Source organism: Kitasatospora papulosa (genome assembly GCF_000717245.1).
In the GTDB taxonomy this organism is placed as follows: Bacteria; Actinomycetota; Actinomycetes; order Streptomycetales; family Streptomycetaceae; genus Streptomyces; species Streptomyces papulosus.
The window spans coordinates 193,001-210,740 of sequence record NZ_JNYQ01000001.1; the positions used below are offsets into that span (position 1 = coordinate 193,001).

The following is a 17,740-nucleotide window of genomic DNA, read 5'->3' on the forward strand; positions in this document are numbered from 1 at the left end:
CAGTATGCCGAAGGCTTCGCCTGGCTCAGGAGTATGGGCATGGTGACTGCGGCGGGGCAGCCTGTGGTGGAGGTATGCGAGGGCGAGTTGTGGGATGACGTTACAGCCGGCGCAGTTCCTCGCGTGCTGTGGAGCCAGGCTGCTGAAGACGCGAAGAGGGTTGTCGGGGCCGCTGGCGAACAGGCGCTGCTTCGGCTCTTACGGCAGGGCGGAGTGCCACACGTCAGGCATGTGGCTGCGGAGTCGGACGCTTACGGATATGACATAGAGGCAGCCCGGTCGGTGTCTGAACGCGCACACATTGAGGTCAAGGCCACCACGGACCCGACCCGTCTGGTGGTCCACCTGACGCGCCATGAGTACGAGGTCATGGCGGCAGATGCGGACTGGTGTCTGGCCGCAGTGCTGGTCGGCAGCGACGGGAACGCGGCGAGCGTGGCCACGGTGGACCGACGGTGGCTTCACTCGGCTGTCCCGGCAGACAGTGGGAGGGGTGGCCGCTGGGAGTCAGTGCGGTTGACGGTTCCGGCTTGCGCCCTGGCGCCGGGACTGGCTACGGAGGCATGGGCGCTGTTGCCTGTAGGGCTGCCCAGTGCCCCCGTCTGGGCTCACCGGTCGTCACCACTAACCTCTGCCTGAGTCAGGAACAGACCTCTGGGCGCCTGGTGAGCTGTCAGGTGACGCAAGACAGGGCGTATTGGAGTGCTTGTTCGAATAGACTGTGCAGGTCCCTCGCCCCTGCAGTAACGGCTTTGCCCTGATGTCCAGGGACGGTGCTCGGGGGATGCCTCTCAGGCCGGCGCCCTGAGGCCGCGCCCGGGTAGGCTCTGCGCGTATCGCGCGTCAACTTTGAGCCGAAGCGGTTGCTCGCGAGCTGGGGGCCTCCCCCGCGTGTGGGTCCGCCTCGGCGCGACACCTGCTTTCTATCAACCACCGTACTAAGAGGAGCCTGAGCCGATGGGCCTCCAGTCCCGCCGGGAGGACCCAATGGGTCCCAGTGATGACGTGCTGACCTCAATCGAGATTTGCGCGGGAGCCGGAGGGCAGGCTATCGGCCTTCATCAGGCCGGCTTCAAGCACCTGGTGCTTGTGGAAATCGACCCGCATGCTGTGGAGACGCTTCGGGGGAATATTCGTAGCCTGGAAGAGTGGAGCTGGGAAAGAGAATACTGTGACGTCATTTCTGGCGACGTCAACAATTTTTCTCCCATTCCCCTCGATGAGGGTCGTGAATCCGATGTGAAAAAGGGGCAAGCGTACCTCGGGAAGCCGCTCGTTCGGGGTGAGCTTGACCTCCTTGCCGGTGGCGTGCCGTGCCCCCCTTTCTCGCATGCTGGAAAGCAGCTGGGGAAGGATGATGAGCGCGACCTCTTTCCGCGGATTCTTGAGCTGGCTGATGAGCTTCACCCTAAAGCGGTGATGATTGAGAACGTTCGCGGCATCAAAGACGCGAAGTTTGAAGAGTATCGTAAATACATTATGGCGCGTCTCGAAGGGGGCGGAGCCAAGCATCCTGTGACGGGCATCGATGAGCATTTCGATGGACTCGGCTATGAGGTCTGCGAGTGGGAAGTACTTGAGGCCAGTGATTTTGGTGTGCCTCAGCTGCGTCCAAGGGCTGTCCTCGTGGCTATCCGCACAGATGTGTTGGACGACATTAAATTTGTGTGGCCCACCGCTACGGGAAGCCCTAGGAGTGCCTTCCGTGCGCTTGAGGAGTCCATGGACCTCAGGTATGCGCCGTATCTTAAAATGGGTGGTGACGTGGCGCATCTGGCAAAGCAGCGGCTTGATCGCTGGAAGGAGATGGCGCAAAAGGCCGAGAGCAGAAAAGACTTCGGTGTTGCGCCCACGCTGGTTGGTGGTTCTAAGAAGCACGGCGGTGCCGACCTCGGACCGAGTCGTGCAAAGGCTGCCTGGGCAAACCTGGGTGTCTCAGGGGTTGGTGTCGCCAACTCGCATGACGAGAGTGTGAAGAAGAAGAGTCAGGACAGGGACCTGTTCCGGGAGGCCGGTCCTATGCTCACAGTCGAGCAGGCAGCGATTATTCAGGGATTTCCGGACAACTGGAAGTTCTCTGGCGGTAAGACGGCGCAGTACCGACAGGTCGGTAACGCGTTTCCGCCGCCCGTCGCGGCCGCAGTGGGCAACGCGATCGCGGATGTCCTCCGCGCTGCTCGTGAGCATGCCTGTCCCAAGTCTGTGCCCGATCGGCTCCTACCTCGACAGTCAGCTTCGGCGTGCGCGGACAGCACTAACGATGGTGAGAGCGCACGCGCCTGAGTCCTGGTGCTCCCAGAAACGCAGAACCAGCCAGCCCGCCTTGGTAAGGCGCTCGTCGGTATCGCGGTCCCGAGCCATGTTCCGGGCAACCTTGTCTGACCAGTAGCCGGGGTTGGTCTTGGGGGCGACGTAGTGCTCGGGGCATCCGTGCCAGTAGCACCCGTCGATGAATACGGCTACCTTCGCCGGGCGGAAGACCAGGTCTGCCGTCCGCCGAAGGTCCGGCAGTGGTCTGGCAGCGACTCGGTACCGCAGGCCGTTGGCGTGCACGAGTCGCCGGATGAGCCGCTCCGGCTGCGTATCGCGACTGCGGATTGCCTGCATGTTCCTCCTGCGCGCCGCAGAAGAGGCCCACGATCCTTCTGGCGGGGTCCAGTCTGCGGGCTCAGGCACCGGAGTCACTCCAGAATCATTGGCATGGCACTTCAATAGTCGCTTCCCCGCGGCGGGACGAGTCGACCGCCCGGAAGCGAATGTAGGGTACCGACTCTCCTGTTGCGCTGGCGGCTGGGATGAATGCCGCCGCCAGTACCACCTTGGCCGGATCGATCCTGCTGGCAGAGACGAGATCTGCTGGATTACCAAGATCAGGGTCGACTACCGGGTACAGCAGCACGGCTCCGCGGCGTGGCTGATAGAGCTGAGATGCGAATGGGTCGTCTTCGCTCAGTGGGCGAAGGCCCGCGATCCGTTCAGCGGACTGTCGGTGGGCCACACCCGAGACACGATTGAACACGCCGCGCGCGTTTCGTTTGCGCTGTACGAGTGCGACGGGCTGGCTGCCGAGGATGCTGGTTGCAACGCTTGTTGGTCCAGACGTCTGGGGAAGAATCAGAGTCCAGTCATCGGTAGCGCAGCCGGCGTCGCTCGCATCGCTGAGATAGGCCAGGTGAGGAGCGAAGAGATCTGGCCGGCCCCAGGCAAGGTTGCGCATGATCCCAAGCAGCTTGGCGTGGCTGAGGACTGATGTCTTGGCTGCATAGCGGGTGTATCCGCCCCGGTCATCGTCGGAGAGAGTGACGAACACGGAAATCTCCGGGCTCAGTGCTTCAAGCGCAGGCAGCCACACCTTCGCGTTGTGCCGCAATTCCGCCGCACCCGTCGGATACGCCGTAGGTTCCACCCACTGACCCGGCGACCGGATCTCCACCAGTTCCGCGTTGAACATCTTGTTGCGGGCCGCCGGCTTGAGCCAGGACAGGTGCTGCGAGACCAGCGGTGGGATCTGGGCCGGGGTGACCTGCGGCTTTCCGTCCACCAGGGTCGCGTAGCGGCTGAGCTGGGCGCGGAAGGTCTCCTCGTCGCGGCAGATCGCCTCGAAGGCCTCGTAGAGGTCGACGGTCTTCTTCTTGCCCATCGGTTCTTCGCGGCCGATGTAGAGGCGGACCAGGTCACGGTAGCCGGGGCGGAAGCCGAACCAGCGGCCCATCTGCATCAGGGTGTCGGCCTGCTGGGCGAGGCGGCGGTAGTACGTGACCGTGAGGCCCTCGATGGTGAAGCCACGGGAGAGCTTCGTGCCTCCGACCAGGATCTTCCACACGTGCGGGGTCCGGTCGAAGTCGAGCTCGGCCTGTTCGTAGTCGCGCTCGGTGGCCCCGTTGACGATGATCACGGGTTCGCCGCCCGAGTTGATCAGCTGGCGGGCCCGGGAGACGTACGGCTTCAGGTCGTCGTAGGACGTGGGGGTCGGCAGGCCGTCGTCCGCGAAGCGCTGGAAGTCGGATGCCAGGAGGGCGGAGAGGCGTGCGTGGCCCTCCTGGCCCGTGTATGCCGACCGGTGCCACATCGAGTTGATCCGTAGGGCCAGGGCGGCGTGTTCCCGCTGTTGTACCGACTCGTGGACCAGCATGGTGTGGTGGCGGAACGGCCCTTCGGGCACGTCACGGTCCGCGCGGTACAGCTTCAGCGCTCCCGTGAGGACGAAGGCGTCCAGTGCTTCCTGGAGGCGGTCTCCGGTGTCGTCGTAGATGCCGCGTACGTGCGTCTCCTCGGCCGTCCCGTCGGACTCCAGATCGTGGAAGTCCTGCACGCCCATGTAGCCGGTCGGCCTGGGGAGCGAGATCAGGAAGTCCCTGGGGAAGATGTCCTCCTCGTCGCCGGGGTCGACGAAGACGTTGGCGAAGGGCGTCGCCGTGTAGCCGACGTACTGGGCGCGCGGAAGCAGGCCGAGGAGCTGTGTGATCTGGCCGTTGATGGCCTTGCGGGCGACCTTGCCGTCCTCCCACTTCTTGGGATCCGTCGTGTTCACCGACGCCTGGTCGGATTCGTCGTCGATGATCAGCGTCGGGACCTCGGAGAGGATCGGACCGATCTTCTTCAGGTCCTTGATGAGCTTGGCCAGCACCGAGGAGTTCTTCTTCACTACCATCACGCGTGCGGCGGCGTGATGCAGGTTGTCCGGTGAGTACAGGGGCTGGGTGCGGTCCTGCTTGTCGAATTCGAGGGCCCGGATGCCTGTTTCCAGGCTCTTGTAGTCGTTGTCCCGCGTCGTGAGGCGCTCGATGTCGAACGAGCCCAGCGTCGACGGACGGCCGCCATGGCTGACGAACTTCGCCGGCCAGTCCTCGTCGTCCTGGTAGTCGACGCCGATGAGTGCGTCCGTGTCCGCCGGGTCGGTGCCGCGCAGGATGTTCTCCCGGCCGATCAGTTCCATGTCCAGGCGACGCTGGGTCTGGCCCCGCAGGAGGTTCAGGGTGCCGCCGAGGATGATGACCAGGCGGTATCCCGCGTCGATGGCCTTCGCCGTCACCCCTGTGAAGTTTGCCGTCTTACCCGACTGCACATATCCGACGACCAGCCCCCGAGCCCCGTACGCCTCGGTGCGGGTCGGATCGGAGAGGCGCTCGACCACGGCGTGGCTGGCCTCGTCCAGGCTCGACACGGCCGCGTCCGACCAGCCCTTACGGCGCAGTGTCTGCTCGTAGGAGTTCCAGTAGAAGGCGCGCGCCGCCGCAGCGTCCCTGGAGTACCAGGACGTGAACTCCTTGCTGATGACCGTGGCGCCGGGCTCCTTGAACACCGGTACAGCCGCGTCCAGCACCTTGCGTACGTCCGGACCGAAGCCGAGGCGGTCGAAGATGTCGGTGCGGCGGGCGTCCGTACGGGCCGGGGCACCGGACCAGTCCGTCTGCTCCGCCAGGTCCCAGGCGGTCAGAGTGCGGTGCCACAGCGCGACGAGCTCGTCCCCCGGCCGTGCCGCGACGATCCGGTCCCGGAAATGGCCGAGGTCGAGGTCGGCCGGCTCCTCCGACTCCGAGAGCACGAAGGCGAGCTTCGCGAATCCCTTCGGTCCCCGACGCATGGCCGCGAGGACGTCCCCGTGCAGGTTGAACAGATGGTCGGTCATGGGAGGCGGCTTTCTCAGAGGTGTGACAGGAGCGGATCGCGGCAGGGCTCAGCGGGTCATTTCGCAGCGCGCCGCCGCGACCAGGACGCTGTTCCACAGAGCGATCTTGTCGGCTCGCGTGGCGCGTACCCGGGACTTCTGGAAGATCTCCTCCACCATCAGGTAGAGCATGCTCTTGACGACCGGAGCGTCGTTGAGCCCTCCCCTGCGCCCACCGTTGAACGCAGTCCGGTACAGCTTGTTGAGCCTGATCTCACGCACGTCGCGGTCGAGTTCGAAGAACAGATCCGGTGCCAGGGACGCCCAGCGGAAGGTGATCGGTTCCTCTCCCTCCAGCTCCGGCAGTTCGTCCCGAAGGGTCCGTCGCAGTTTCGGGTCGAGCCCTTTGCCGGCGGGGATGACCGCGTCGCGCGTGACCTCGGTGACGCGCTTGGCGGCCTCCCGGTACGTCGTCTGCGCCTCCTGGACGTACTCGCCGAACGTGTGGCCCGTCGCGTCCGCCGCCTGTTCCAGCCCTCGGGCGAAGGCCGGGGTGACCGTCACACCGTCCTTCTTGACCGTCAGGCTGAAGACGTCGTTCGCCTCGGCCGGGAGGTCGATCGCGATACGGGCCAGCGCGAGGTGTCCCTCCGGGCTGCGGGTGCTGTTCCAGCCGCCCGCCTGGACGAGACGGTCGTTGCGGTAGATGTAGAAGCCCTGCCGCTCGGCGAGCGGGCCGATGCCGCGGAAGCTGACCAACGGAGACTTCGGCTGCCAGATGTGCGCGGTCAGTGCCACGTCGCCGACGCCCTCGACGGGAGCGGTGTACGTACGCGGATAGCCCGCCCGTCCGGGGAGGCGGTAGCCGAACGGGTCGATCGGTTCCACACCCCGGTGGTCCAGCTCCTCCTTGGTCGTGACGTCCTCGACCACGATGTCGACGTTGAACGCGTCATCGGCCAGGAAGCGGTGCAGATGGAGTCCGAGATGGGTCTCCAGCTTCTCGATGGCGTCGTCGAGATAGCGGTCGGCCTGCCCGGCGGTGATCGTGTCGAAGGCCCGGACCTTGTCCCAGCGGACGATCGTGCCGTGCCATTCGATCAGGCCGTCGTACCGGTCGATCAGATCCTGGCAATAGCCTGGATCCACGATGTCGCAGGTGAAGTCGGCCTGGGCGCGTGCCGTCAGCCAGCGGCGGCCCGTGGACGGGCTGCGCTTGGTGCGGCTGATCACGGTCAGGGAGTCGGCGTGCGAGAGCGAAGCGGCCTTGAGGCCCGCGCCGAAGTGGCCCAGCGCTTTGTCCCCGTACTCCTGTCGGCCACCCACCGTCATCGCGGTGTCGAGCGCCTCGTCGTTCATGCCCTGCCCGTCGTCGACGACCAGGAGACTGACCAGCCGGTCCTCGTCCCGCAGGAAGCTGATGACGACGTTGTGCGCACCCGCGTCGATGGAGTTGTCGACGAGATCCGCGATCGCAGCCTCGAAGCCGTAGCCCTGGTGCGCCAGCGACTCGACGTAACGCGCTGCGGGCGGGAGCCGCTTGCTGCCGGTCGTCGGGATCTCGTACTGCCAGTCCGAGGACGGCTGGTAGGGCGGCATGGGCTTCCTCGCACAGACGGAACGGGACCTGTGTGGGGGTGGGCGGCCCGTAGCTAGTTGTTGAATGTGATCGTATTGGAAAGGTGCGACATAGGGGAATCCCCGGTGAATTCGGCCAACGGCTGATATTGGACGCGCGATTTCAGGGCCTCACACCGGCTTCGCCCCCTCCACCATCCCCTCCACCCCGTCCAGCACCCGCGCCAGGCCGAACTCGAAGAGGGTGCCCAGCTCCAGTTCGAAGTCGTCGGTTCCGAAGAACGTGGACAGGACCGGGTAGGCCGCGGTCGCCTGGATCGCGTCCATGCGGGACTCCATCGACGTCATCCACTCCTCCGCCGTCATGCCGCTGTCCTGCCGGGCCTGGGACTCCAGCTCGACGGCCATCGCGATGCCCTGGGCGTAGCCGAGGATCGTGAGGTGGACGTGCAGCATCTGTTCCGGGGTGAGGCCGAGGCCGGCCAGGGCTGCCAGGACCCGTTCCGTGTAGAGCATCGCGTTCGGGGAGGCCATCGGGCGGGTGAGGCCGGCCATGGAGCGTGCCAGCCAGGGGTGACGGGCGTACTGCTTCCACAGCCAGCGCGCCTCCCGTTCCAGGTGGGGGCGCCAGCCCGCCGGGCGGGGCCCCGTCGGGCCGCTGCCGAACACCGCTTCGGCCATCAGCCGGACGAGCTCGCCCTTGCTCGGGACGTGGCGGTAGAGCGCCATGGTGGACGTGCCGAACTCCGTCGCGATGCGCCGCATCGACAGCGCGGCGAGGCCCTCCGCGTCCACCAGCTCTATCGCCGTGCGGACGATGTGCTCCCGGCTCAGCTGGCGGGCGGGCGTCGTGGCGCGTTCCCGGCCGCTCTCCGCGACCACCGTGCCGACACCGGGCACCGCCCGTACCAGTCCTTCCTGGTTCAGTGCCCCGAGGGCCTTCGTGGCGGTGGCCATCGCGACGCCCCACTCCTGCGTGATCCCGCGGGTGGAGGGGACCGGATCGCCCGGGGCCAGCTCGCCCGACTCGATGCGGCGGCGGATCTCCCCGGCGATGCGGAGGTAGGGCGGTTCGGTCGTCATGGCGGCACCGTACTAGTGCACCTGGTGTCGCCGTAACCCGTTCATCTGCGGGTTCCCGCCGGTGCACTAGGTTGCTGTTTGCGGTGTACGTGACGGCCCGCTTCCGTACGGAGCATGGAGAACACATCCGGTCCCCTCGCGGGCCGTAAGGAATGGACCGCCCTCGGCGTCCTGATGCTGCCGCTGCTCCTCGTGTCGATGGACGTGTCCATCCTCTACTTCGCCATCCCGTTCATCAGCCAGGACCTGGAGCCCAGCGCCACTCAGCAGTTGTGGATCCTGGACATGTACGGCTTCGTGCTCGCCGGCCTGCTCATCGTCATGGGCTCCCTCGGTGACCGCATCGGGCGGCGCGCCCTGGTCCTGGCGGGAGCGGCGGTGTTCGGAGCGGCCTCGGTGGCCGCCGCGTACGCGCAGTCCGCCGAAGTGCTCATCGCCGTACGCGCGTTGCTCGGGATCGGCGGGGCCGCCCTGATGCCCTCCACCCTGGCGCTGATCCGCAACCTCTTCCACGACGCGAAGCAGCGCGCGAAGGCGGTGACCCTCTGGACCGGTGTCATGACCGCCGGCATCTCCCTCGGGCCGGTCGTCAGCGGGCTGCTCCTCGAACACTTCTGGTGGGGCTCGGTGTTCCTCATCAACCTCCCCGCGATGGCGCTGCTGCTGGTGCTCGTGCCCTTCCTGGTGCCGGAGACCGCGACCGCCGCGCACGGCCGCTTCGACGTGCTCAGCGCCGCGCTCTCACTCGGTGCCCTCCTCACCGTCATCTACGGCATCAAGGAATGGGCCCGGCACGGTTACGAGCCGCTGCCCGCGGCCTGCGTCCTCGTGGGGCTCGTGCTCGGTGCCGTCTTCGTACGCCGCCAGAAGCACCTCGCCCACCCGCTGATCGACCTCGGCCTCCTCCGGCGGCGTTCCTTCGGCGGCCCCGTGCTCGCCGACGTGCTCGCGATGTTCGCCACGGTGGGCATGGCCGTCTTCTTCACCCAGTACCTGCAGTCCGTACTCGGACTGAGCCCCCTGACCGCCGCACTGTGGAGTCTGGTGCCGGCGGCGGGTGTGGCCGTCATGGCGCCGACCGGTGCCGCGCTCGCCCAGCGGGTCGACCGTGCGTACGTCATGGCGGGCGGCTTCCTCATGGCCGCCTGCGGGTTCCTGTGGCTGTCACGGCTGCAGACCGACTCGCCCCTGTGGTTCGCCCTCGTCGGCGGGGCCGTCTACGCGGGCGGACTGGTCGCCGCCATGACCCTGGCCAACGAAGTCGCGCTGGGCGCCGCCCCGCCGGAGCGTGCCGGTTCGGCGGCGGCCGTGCTGGAGTCGGGGCAGGAGCTGGGCGGTGCCCTGGGCATGGCGATCCTCGGCTCCGTCGGGGCCGCGGTCTACGGCCGGGACATGGCGGACGCCCTGCCCGCGGGAACACCGCACGCGGACGCGGTCGGCGAGACCCTGGGCGGAGCGGCGGCTGTCGCGGCCGAACTGCCTGCCGCCACGGCGGACGCCGTCCTGACGGCCGCACGCGAGGCCTTCACCCATGGGCTGGGATTCGCGGCGGTGGGCGCGGCGCTGGTCATGGCATGCGCCGCCGCCCTCTCGGTCGGCCTCCTGCGGGGTGTGGGCGGAACGACCGGGTCCTCGTCGGCACCGGACACCGAGCGGACGAGTCCGGACACGGTGCGCCGTTGACGGAGGGCCGGTCCGATGGACGTGGGGACGGCGGACCGAGTCCGGCCACGGCCCGCCCCGGCGCCCTCCGGTCGCGGGCGGCGGGCCTGGGACCGATGCTGGTTGCGTACGTGCCGCCGTGTGCGGAGGCCCGTTTCCGAGGCCGCCGGCGCGGAGGCGCCGGTCCCGGTCCCGTGAAGGGGGCGAAGGAGTCGCGCTCATGGCTGATGCGCCCTTGATGGTCGTGGACGGCGCCGGAGTGGTCACCGGGTGGAGCCGGGCGGCCGAACGGCGCTTCGGCCCGGCCACCGCTGACGCACTGGGCCTGCGCGTGATGGACGTCCTGGCCGGTGACACCCGGCGGTCGGGCGGGGACGGCGAGGCTCCCGGCGGGCTGCGGCTGGAACCCCTCGCGGGGGCCGGGTGGGCCGTCTGGGCGGCTGACGGCACCCGTGGATCCGGTACCCGTGGATCCGGCCACGACGACGCGGTCGGGGCCGCGCTGCTGGACGTGATGTTCTCGCAGGCACGCGTGCGGGTCCACGTACTCGATCCGGACCTCCGCCTCCTGCGGATCAGCGCCCCCACGAGCGCCGACACGCACCGGGCGGGGAATCTGCGCGGCAAGCTCTTCCGCGACGTGTGCGCCTTCGAGGAACCCGAGCGGGTCGAGGCCTTCGTACGTGAGGTGCTGCGCACGGGTGTGCCCGGGGTCGACCGGCCGTTCCGTGCCGCCCGCGGTGACGTGCCGGGCGGGCGGCGCACCCTCGCCCTGACCGCGTTCCGGCTCCAGGAGGGCAGCGGGGCGCGGCCCGGGGGCGACGGCGCCGTACTGGGGGTCTCCGTGTCCGTCGTCGACATCAGCGAGCAGGTCGGGCGCCTGCGCCGGGACGCGGCGCTCGACGCGGTCCGCGACGGCGTGGGCGGGACGCTGGACGTCGACACCACCTGCCGCGACCTGGTGGAGGCGCTCGTCCCCGACTACGCGGACGTCGGCGTCGTCGAGATCGTCGAGGCGGTGTTGCGCGGTGAGACACCCGACCCCGGGCCGCTGGGCCTGGAGGTGCCGCTGCGGCGCGCCGCCTACGACGGCATCGGGCAGGCCGCGCACCCGGTCGGGGACGTACGGACGGTGGCCCCCGGGACCCCCTACCACCGGGCCCTGTCCGACCTCAGGATCCGTGTCCTGTCGCTGGACGACGCCCCGTGGGCCGACGCCGACTCGGCGCGAGCCGGCTCCCTCCGGAGGATCGGTGCGCACACCCTGCTGGTGGCGCCGCTCACGGTGCACGGGGCGGTACTCGGGCTGGTCAGCCTCTACCGGTGCGGCGACTCCGAGCCGTTCACCGAGGCGGACGTCCCGGTCGTGTCGGCGATGGCCTCCCGCGTCGCCCTCGGCATCGACAACGCCCGCCGGTACGTGCACGAGTACACCATCGCCAGCGCCCTCCAGCGCCGGCTGCTGCCCCAGAGCACGGCCCCCCAGCCCGCCGTCGAGACGGACCATCTGCTGCTGCCCGGCGGGGACGCCGGCCACTGGTTCGACACCATCGCCCTGTCCGGGGCCCGCACGGGCCTCGTCATCGGTGAGGTGTCCGAGCGCGGCATCCACGCGGCCACCACCATGGGGCAGTTGCGCACCGTCGTCCACGCGCTCGCCGCCCTGGACCTGGAACCCGACGAGCTCCTCGCCCGCCTCTACGACACGGCGGCGAGGCTCGCGGAGGAACGCGCCCAGCTGCCGCAGAGCGACCCGCTGAACCAGGAACCGCTGGCCGCGACCTGCGCGTACGCGGTGTACGACCCGTTCACCGAGACCTGCACCGTGGCGTCGGCGGGCCACCCCGCGCCCCTCGTCGTCGAACCGGACGGCGCCGCCTACGTCGTCGGGCTGCCCGTGGGGCCGCCACTGGGAACCGCTGACCGGGCCCCCGTCGCCGCCGTCTCCCTCCAGCTGAAGGAGGGCAGCCTGGTCGTGCTGCACAGCAACGCGCTGCGCGGCCACGCCCAGCCCACCTCCGGCGCCCTGCGCCAGGCACTCCTGCCCACGGACCGGCCGATGGGCGAGCTGTGCGACGCGGTGGCCCGCGCGCTGCCGGACGACTCCGAACTCCGCGGCGCCGCCCTGCTGCTGGCCCGCACACACGCCATGCCCGAGGACCGGTACGCCGCCTGGGAGCTGCCCTACGACAGGTCCGCCCCGGCGACCGCGCGCCGCCTCACGTCCAAGACGCTGGCGGACTGGCACCTGGAGGGCGACACGGGCGACGCGACCGAACTGATCGTCAGCGAACTGGTGACCAACGCGGTGCGTTACGGCAGCCCGCCGGTGGAGCTCCGCCTCATCCTCGACCGGGGGCTGACCTGCGAGATCCGGGACGGCAGCACCACCGCCCCGTACATGAAGTACGCCGGAGCGGTCGACGAGGGCGGGCGGGGGCTCTTCATCATCTCCCAGCTCGCCTCGCTGTGGGGCACCCGCTACGCCCCCGAGGGCAAGACCGTCTGGTCGGAACAGGCGATTCCCGGGGGAGAGACCTGAGCCGGGACCCGAGCGCGTGGAGGCCGGACCCGAGGGAGTGGAGGCCGGAGCCGGGGCCGTCCGAGCCCGTGGAGCCCCTGGGCCGGGGAGCCGCGCCGGGGCCTATCCGGCCGCCTTGTCCTCGGCGAGGGTGTGGGCGACCAGGGCGTTGGCGTGGCCGTGGCCCAGGCCGTGTTCGGCCTTCAGCCAGGAGACGATCTCCATGTGCCCGGTCAGCGGCGAGGAGCGGATGAGGCCCTTCCACTCCGCGATCGGGCGCCCGTGCTTCTTCTCGATCGAGGGGAAGTAGCTCGCGGGGCCCTTCACTGCTTCGGTCATGTCGTCGTGTCCCGTCGTGGAGGTGCGCCGTGGCGTGCGCCACGAGGCGGTCGAAAGTCTGTCAGGAGATATGACCGCGGCCGAGGGCGGAACTCGTCGGTACGAGCGCGAGGACCTTCAGCGGACCCGGAACAAAGGGGTGCCTGGTGTCAATGCCCATGAAATACTCGTGTGTTCAGTGACCAGTCCCTTGCGGGGCGAGGGCGATGGGGCCGATGGGGGCACGCATGGCGGACGGGGCGGACACGGGCGCGCGGGAGCCGGGACAGGAGAAGATCGAGTTACGGATCGCCGTGAGCGGGACGCACACCCGGCGCGACGACCTCGAAGCCCTCCACACCTGGCTGCTGAACGCGCCGGTCCTGGAGGACGCGCTCGAACGGGGCGAGGCCGACCTGACGCGCAAGGACTCGCTCACGCAGACCGAGGCGATGAGCGGGGAGCTGATCCAGGACATCATCCTCGTCGTCTCCGTCGAGGTGGCGCGCTCCGTGTCCGAGAACGCGTGGCGGTCCGTGGAGACCTGGCTGCGCAACCGGCGCCGGTTCGCCGATCCCGAGGAGACACCCCGAGTCACCCTTGACGGGCCGTCCCAGGGGCCGGGCGCCGGCCTGAGCCGGGACACCGGCGGTCGCGGCGCCGACGACCGTGACGGCAGCGGTGACCCGGACGGTGACGCCGGCGGTCCTGACACCGGAGGCCGCGACACCGGCACCGGTCGTGACGGGGCCCCGGAGGCCGGGCCCGGTTCCGGCGGGCCGGACCGGCCGCGCGGCGGCGACGAGCCCGGACAGGGCTAGCGGCCGTGCCGCCGTACGACGCGCGCGGCGAGGCGAACAGGGCCAAGCGGCACCGAGCCGTACTGATCGGGGTCGAGCACTACGAGGGCGCGCGGAACGACCTTCCGGCCGTCGCCACGAACCTCCGCCTCATGCGCGAGGCGCTGACCGCCGAACACACCGGCATGCTCGGCCCGGACGACCTCGTGGAGGTTCCCCCGGACGGCGACCGGGCGGCCACCGTCGACCCGCTCCGGGTGCGAGCCGCCCTGACCGCGGCCCGCGAGGAGGTCGACGGCCTGCTGGTCGTCTACTTCGCCGGGCACGGCATCGTGCGACCCGACGGCAGCGACCTCAACCTGATGTTCACCGACTCCCGGGTGACCAGGGACCGGCACCACCCCTTCGTGGACACCCTGTCCTGGCGCGACGACATCATGCCGGAGCTGCGCTACGCCCGTGCCGACTGGGTCGTCGTCATCCTCGACTGCTGTTTCGCGGGCAACGCCCTCTGGGCCTTCAGCCCTGCGGCCGGCCAGAACTTCGCGCTGCTCACCGCGGCGGAACCGGGTGTGGAGATCCCGCCCGGCGACCCCGGCACCGGCACGGAGTTCACGGCCGCCCTGCACCGGCTGCTGACCACGGGCCAGGGCGAGCCCGTCACCTTCACCAGGATCGTGACCGGGATCCGCCGGGCGATGGCGCCGTACAAGGCCGTCGACGGGCACCCGTGGATCCCGGACGAGCGGCGGCACGGCGACGACGTGGTGCTCGCGCTCGCGGCGGGCCCCGAACCCCCTCGGCAGCCACCGGAGGACAGCGCGCGGAAGGGGCCCACCGGGCGGTGGCCGCGGCCGCGCGTCCCGGCCCTCCCGCACCGCCTGCTCCCCGTCCTGGTCCGCCGCATGACCCGCACGACCGCGCTCGTGCTGGCGGCCGCGGCCGTCCTGGCCGCAGGCGGGACGTGGTACCTCCTGGGCGGCTCGGGCGATGTCGTGTGCGCGTCGCCCCTCGAACTGCGGGTGCTCACCGACCCCGACCTGAAGCCCACCGTGCAGAAGGCCGCCGACGCCTACCCCAGGAGGGACGCCCACGGCTGCCGGACCGTCGGCATCAACGTGTACGACGCCAAGGCCACCGACGCGGTGTCGGCCCTCCGGTCCTCCTCGCTCTGGCAGGAACCGCCCGCCGTCTGCCCGGCCTCCGGCACCTGTCCGCGGCCCCAGCGGGACGTCGGCGCGCAGCCCGACGTCTGGATCCCGGCCGCGGGCAGCGCGTGGCGGCGGGCCACCGCCGTGGGGGCTGCCGGCGGCCCGGGGGGCGGGGAGGCCTCCGCGAGCACGGGGAGGAACGTCGTGGAACTCGAACGCCTGGGCTCCGTCGCCTACACGCCGATGGTCCTCGGTGTGCCGGACACCCTGCTCCAGGCGCAGAGCCTCCAGACCGACGATCCGCTCAGCGATATCGTCACCGGACTCCAGGCCGTCCAGGAGGTCGAGATCCTGCGCCCCGACCCCGAGGTCACCGAGGCGGCCCTGCTGGCGACCGACGCGTTGTACGCCACCTCCGCCGACGGGCACGCCTCCACCGTCGAACAGGGCATGGCGGAGGCGCTCCGGCCCATGCCCTCCACCGCGAGGGACCTGATGTGCGCCCTGGCCGACGGTACGCACAACGAACTCGAGGACCGGGCGGCGGTCCTCGTGCCGGAGCAGACCCTGGCGCAGTTCAACCTGTCGGCGGGCGAGGCCGGACGCCCCGCCTGCGCGACGGAGGCCCTGGCGCACCGGGTGGCCCACTACCCCTCCGACGTGCCGATGCTGGACCTGCCCTTCGTCCGGGTCACCTGGGACGGGGCCGACCGCGACACCGCCGCCCGCGAGGCGGCCGTCGACGACTTCTACGAGTGGCTGACCACGGACCGGAACGCCCAGAAGTGCTTCACGGACGACGGGTTCCGCGGCGTCGACGGAGGGGACCCGGCTCCGCCCGGTGACGATTCGGTGCTGCGGGCCGAGGACAACACGACGGCCGTGCGCGAACGGATCCCCACGACCGGCCCGGACGCCGACGCGTCGGCGTCGCTGAACGACACCCTGAGCCGCTACCGGGGGGCCCTCGGGCCCGGCCGGGTGCTCTACCTGCTCGACAACTCGACCTCCGTGGCGGACAAACGGCTCTGGGACGGCATCGGCGGGGCCAAGGACCTCGTGGCCCGCTCGATGGGGTCCCTGGGCACCAGGGACTCGTACGGGGTGTGGACCGCAGCGGTCGCCCCGGAGAAACCGGTGACGCAACTCGTGAAGCTACGGCCCCACGTCCGCGCCGACGTGCGGAAGGCCGTCGCCGACGCCGGGACGGCCGCGTTCCACGCGCGTATCGGGGCGGGGCTGGGCGCGGCGCTCGCGGCCCTGCGCGACGACCCCGCCGTCGTGGAACAGCCGCGGCTGCTCGTGCTGGTCACCGACGGCGAGGACTTCGAGGGCGTCGGTCAGCAGGAACAGGCGGATCTGGTCACGGACGCGCGACGTGCGCCGCCCGTCAGGATCGTGACGGTCTCGCTGCAGGACGGCGCCTGCGCGTCCGGCCGGTTCGGCGACCGGCTCGCCGCGGCGAGCGGCGGACGCTGTCTGGATCCCGGCGACGACATCGCGGCCGAACTGGCGGCCGAGGTCGCCAAGGCCGGTACGGGGGACGCGGAATGACGTACGCCGACCGTCGCCACGCCCACCGCCGGACCAGGGCGGCCGTTGCCCTCGGCTGTCTCCTCGCGCTCGTCTCCGCCGCCTGCACCGGGGGAGCGGACGACTCCGGGACGTCCGGTGCGAAGGGCACGGCCGAGGGCCCCATCGTCGTCGCCAGCGGGCTCGACGTCACCGGCTCCGGCAGCGTGCGGCAGCAGCTGATAGAGGAGTGGAACCGCCGGCACGCCGGATCGAAGGACCGGCAGGCCAAGCTCGTGGAGCTGCCCGGAGCAGCCGACCAGCAGCGCAGCCAGCTCCTCGGCGCCCTCCAGTCCGGCAGCGCCCGCTACGACGTGGTGAACCTCGACATCACCTGGATCCCCGAATTCGCCGAGGCCGGACTGATCAGCCCGCTGCCCGTCGAGGAGAGCGGCACCGCCGACGACGCGGACTTCATCCGCCAGGTCCACGCCACCACCCTGTGGAAGGAACGTTCCTACGCCCGGCCGTTCAACACCGACGTGGGACTGCTGTACTACCGGCCCGACCTCCTGACCGGTGCCGACATCGACCCGGACAAGCAGCCCAACGCCAACTGGACGTGGGACCAGCTCTACTCCACGGTCAGGACCCTCGGGCTGAACCCGGTCCGCCGCGACGAACGGGCCGGCTGGACGACGCAGTTGAAGCAGTACGAAGGGCTGACCGTCAACACCGTCGAGGCGTTCGCCGATGCCGGGGTCCACCTCACCGACGGCGAGGGCCGGTACAGCTCCAGCCCCGGAAAGCTGAAGAAGGGACTCGACTCGCTCCTCGACCGCGTCGGCCGGGGCCGCGTCCAGCCCGCCGCGCTCAGCTCCGACGAGACGGCGTCCCTCGCCGACTTCGCCGAGGGCCGTGCGGTCTTCCTGCGCCACTGGCCCTACGCCTACGGGGCACTGGAGAACCTGATGGAGGCGAAGCAGTACGCCGTGAACCGGCTGCCGGGCAAGGCCGTGCTCGGCGGGCAGAACCTCGCGGTCACCGCCGACTCCCCACGGGCCGAGGACGCCAGGGCCCTCGTCACCTTCCTGACCTCGCGGGAGAGCGAGCGGTGCCTGCTCGACGCGGGTTTCGCCGCGACCCGGACCTCCGTGTACGGCAGCGTGCCGAAGCCCTGCTGGCCCCGCGTCGCCGCCGCCCTCCGTCCCGCCGGGGACGCACCGAAGGCGGAGGCCACGGGGGAGGGGACCCGGGAGGGGCAGGGGACCGAGGCGCGCAGGGCGTACATCCGGCTCCTGGGCGCGGCGCTGACCGAGGCCGTGCAGCGGCCGCGCACTCCCTACTACGGGGCGTTCACCCAGGTCCTGCAGTCCCATGTGCACGCGCTGCTGGCCGCGGAGAGACCCGACACCGCGGCGGCCGCCGACCATCTCGACCACGCGCTGCGGGACGTGTTCGCGGGCAGGTGAGAGGGGCGCGAGCCCCTCCCACCCACGCGCGGCGG

At 70.0% G+C, this 17,740-nt stretch carries 12 protein-coding genes; 7 read left to right on the forward strand and 5 right to left on the reverse strand.

Annotated features, from left to right (window positions below):
- The first annotated feature begins 39 nt into the window (after window positions 1-39).
- Both IA22_RS38175 and IA22_RS34965 read left to right on the forward strand, forming a co-directional pair.
- Entirely contained in the window at window positions 40-639 is a 600-nt protein-coding gene (locus IA22_RS38175; protein WP_360449284.1) for a protein NO VEIN domain-containing protein, read from the forward strand.
- Window positions 640-987: 348 nt separating this feature from the next.
- Complete coding sequence (locus IA22_RS34965) at window positions 988-2,283, forward strand: DNA cytosine methyltransferase (RefSeq protein WP_081889748.1); 1,296 nt, start codon at window positions 988-990, stop codon at window positions 2,281-2,283.
- Here the strand turns inward: IA22_RS34965 and IA22_RS0100840 are convergent.
- The 4 genes from IA22_RS0100840 to IA22_RS0100855 form a co-directional block, all read right to left on the reverse strand.
- Window positions 2,230-2,676, reverse strand: a complete 447-nt coding sequence (locus tag IA22_RS0100840; protein WP_081889732.1) for a very short patch repair endonuclease — start codon at window positions 2,674-2,676, stop codon at window positions 2,230-2,232. The two genes, IA22_RS34965 and IA22_RS0100840, sit on opposite strands and share 54 nt — an antisense overlap.
- A 16-nt stretch (window positions 2,677-2,692) precedes the next feature.
- Entirely contained in the window at window positions 2,693-5,629 is a 2,937-nt protein-coding gene (locus IA22_RS0100845) for a Z1 domain-containing protein (protein WP_030122438.1), read from the reverse strand.
- 48 nt (window positions 5,630-5,677) lie between these two features.
- Window positions 5,678-7,207 carry an ATP-binding protein gene (locus IA22_RS0100850; protein ID WP_030122439.1) on the reverse strand — a complete coding sequence of 510 codons (1,530 nt, stop codon included), beginning with the start codon at window positions 7,205-7,207 and terminating at the stop codon, window positions 5,678-5,680.
- Window positions 7,208-7,357: 150 nt separating this feature from the next.
- Window positions 7,358-8,269 (reverse strand): TetR/AcrR family transcriptional regulator C-terminal domain-containing protein, encoded by a 912-nt coding sequence (locus IA22_RS0100855; RefSeq protein WP_030122440.1) that lies wholly within the window; start codon window positions 8,267-8,269, stop codon window positions 7,358-7,360.
- Between the two features lie 114 nt (window positions 8,270-8,383).
- On the opposite strand from IA22_RS0100855, the gene IA22_RS0100860 reads away from it, so the two are divergent.
- Window positions 8,384-9,952 (forward strand): MFS transporter, encoded by a 1,569-nt coding sequence (locus IA22_RS0100860; protein WP_030122441.1) that lies wholly within the window; start codon window positions 8,384-8,386, stop codon window positions 9,950-9,952.
- Window positions 9,953-10,151: 199 nt separating this feature from the next.
- Complete coding sequence (locus tag IA22_RS0100865; RefSeq protein ID WP_030122442.1) at window positions 10,152-12,473, forward strand: ATP-binding SpoIIE family protein phosphatase; 2,322 nt, start codon at window positions 10,152-10,154, stop codon at window positions 12,471-12,473.
- Between the two features lie 102 nt (window positions 12,474-12,575).
- Here IA22_RS0100865 and IA22_RS0100870 read toward each other — a convergent pair whose 3' ends face one another.
- Window positions 12,576-12,791, reverse strand: a complete 216-nt coding sequence (locus IA22_RS0100870) for a DUF4287 domain-containing protein (protein ID WP_014156074.1) — start codon at window positions 12,789-12,791, stop codon at window positions 12,576-12,578.
- Between the two features lie 227 nt (window positions 12,792-13,018).
- Here IA22_RS0100870 and IA22_RS0100875 point away from each other — a divergent pair, with 227 nt between their 5' ends.
- The 3 genes from IA22_RS0100875 to IA22_RS0100885 are packed head-to-tail and all read left to right on the forward strand — an operon-like array spanning window position 13,019 to window position 17,705.
- The gene (locus tag IA22_RS0100875; protein WP_234435327.1) at window positions 13,019-13,591 is read left to right on the forward strand and encodes a hypothetical protein; all 573 of its coding nucleotides are present in this window, start codon (window positions 13,019-13,021) and stop codon (window positions 13,589-13,591) included.
- A 5-nt stretch (window positions 13,592-13,596) separates the two neighbouring features.
- Window positions 13,597-16,275: a caspase family protein gene (locus IA22_RS0100880; protein WP_030122444.1), complete on the forward strand. Its 2,679-nt coding sequence runs from the start codon at window positions 13,597-13,599 to the stop codon at window positions 16,273-16,275.
- Window positions 16,272-17,705 carry an extracellular solute-binding protein gene (locus IA22_RS0100885; protein ID WP_030122445.1) on the forward strand — a complete coding sequence of 478 codons (1,434 nt, stop codon included), beginning with the start codon at window positions 16,272-16,274 and terminating at the stop codon, window positions 17,703-17,705. The genes IA22_RS0100880 and IA22_RS0100885 overlap by 4 nt, the downstream gene beginning before the upstream one ends.
- Window positions 17,706-17,740: the final 35 nt, after the last annotated feature.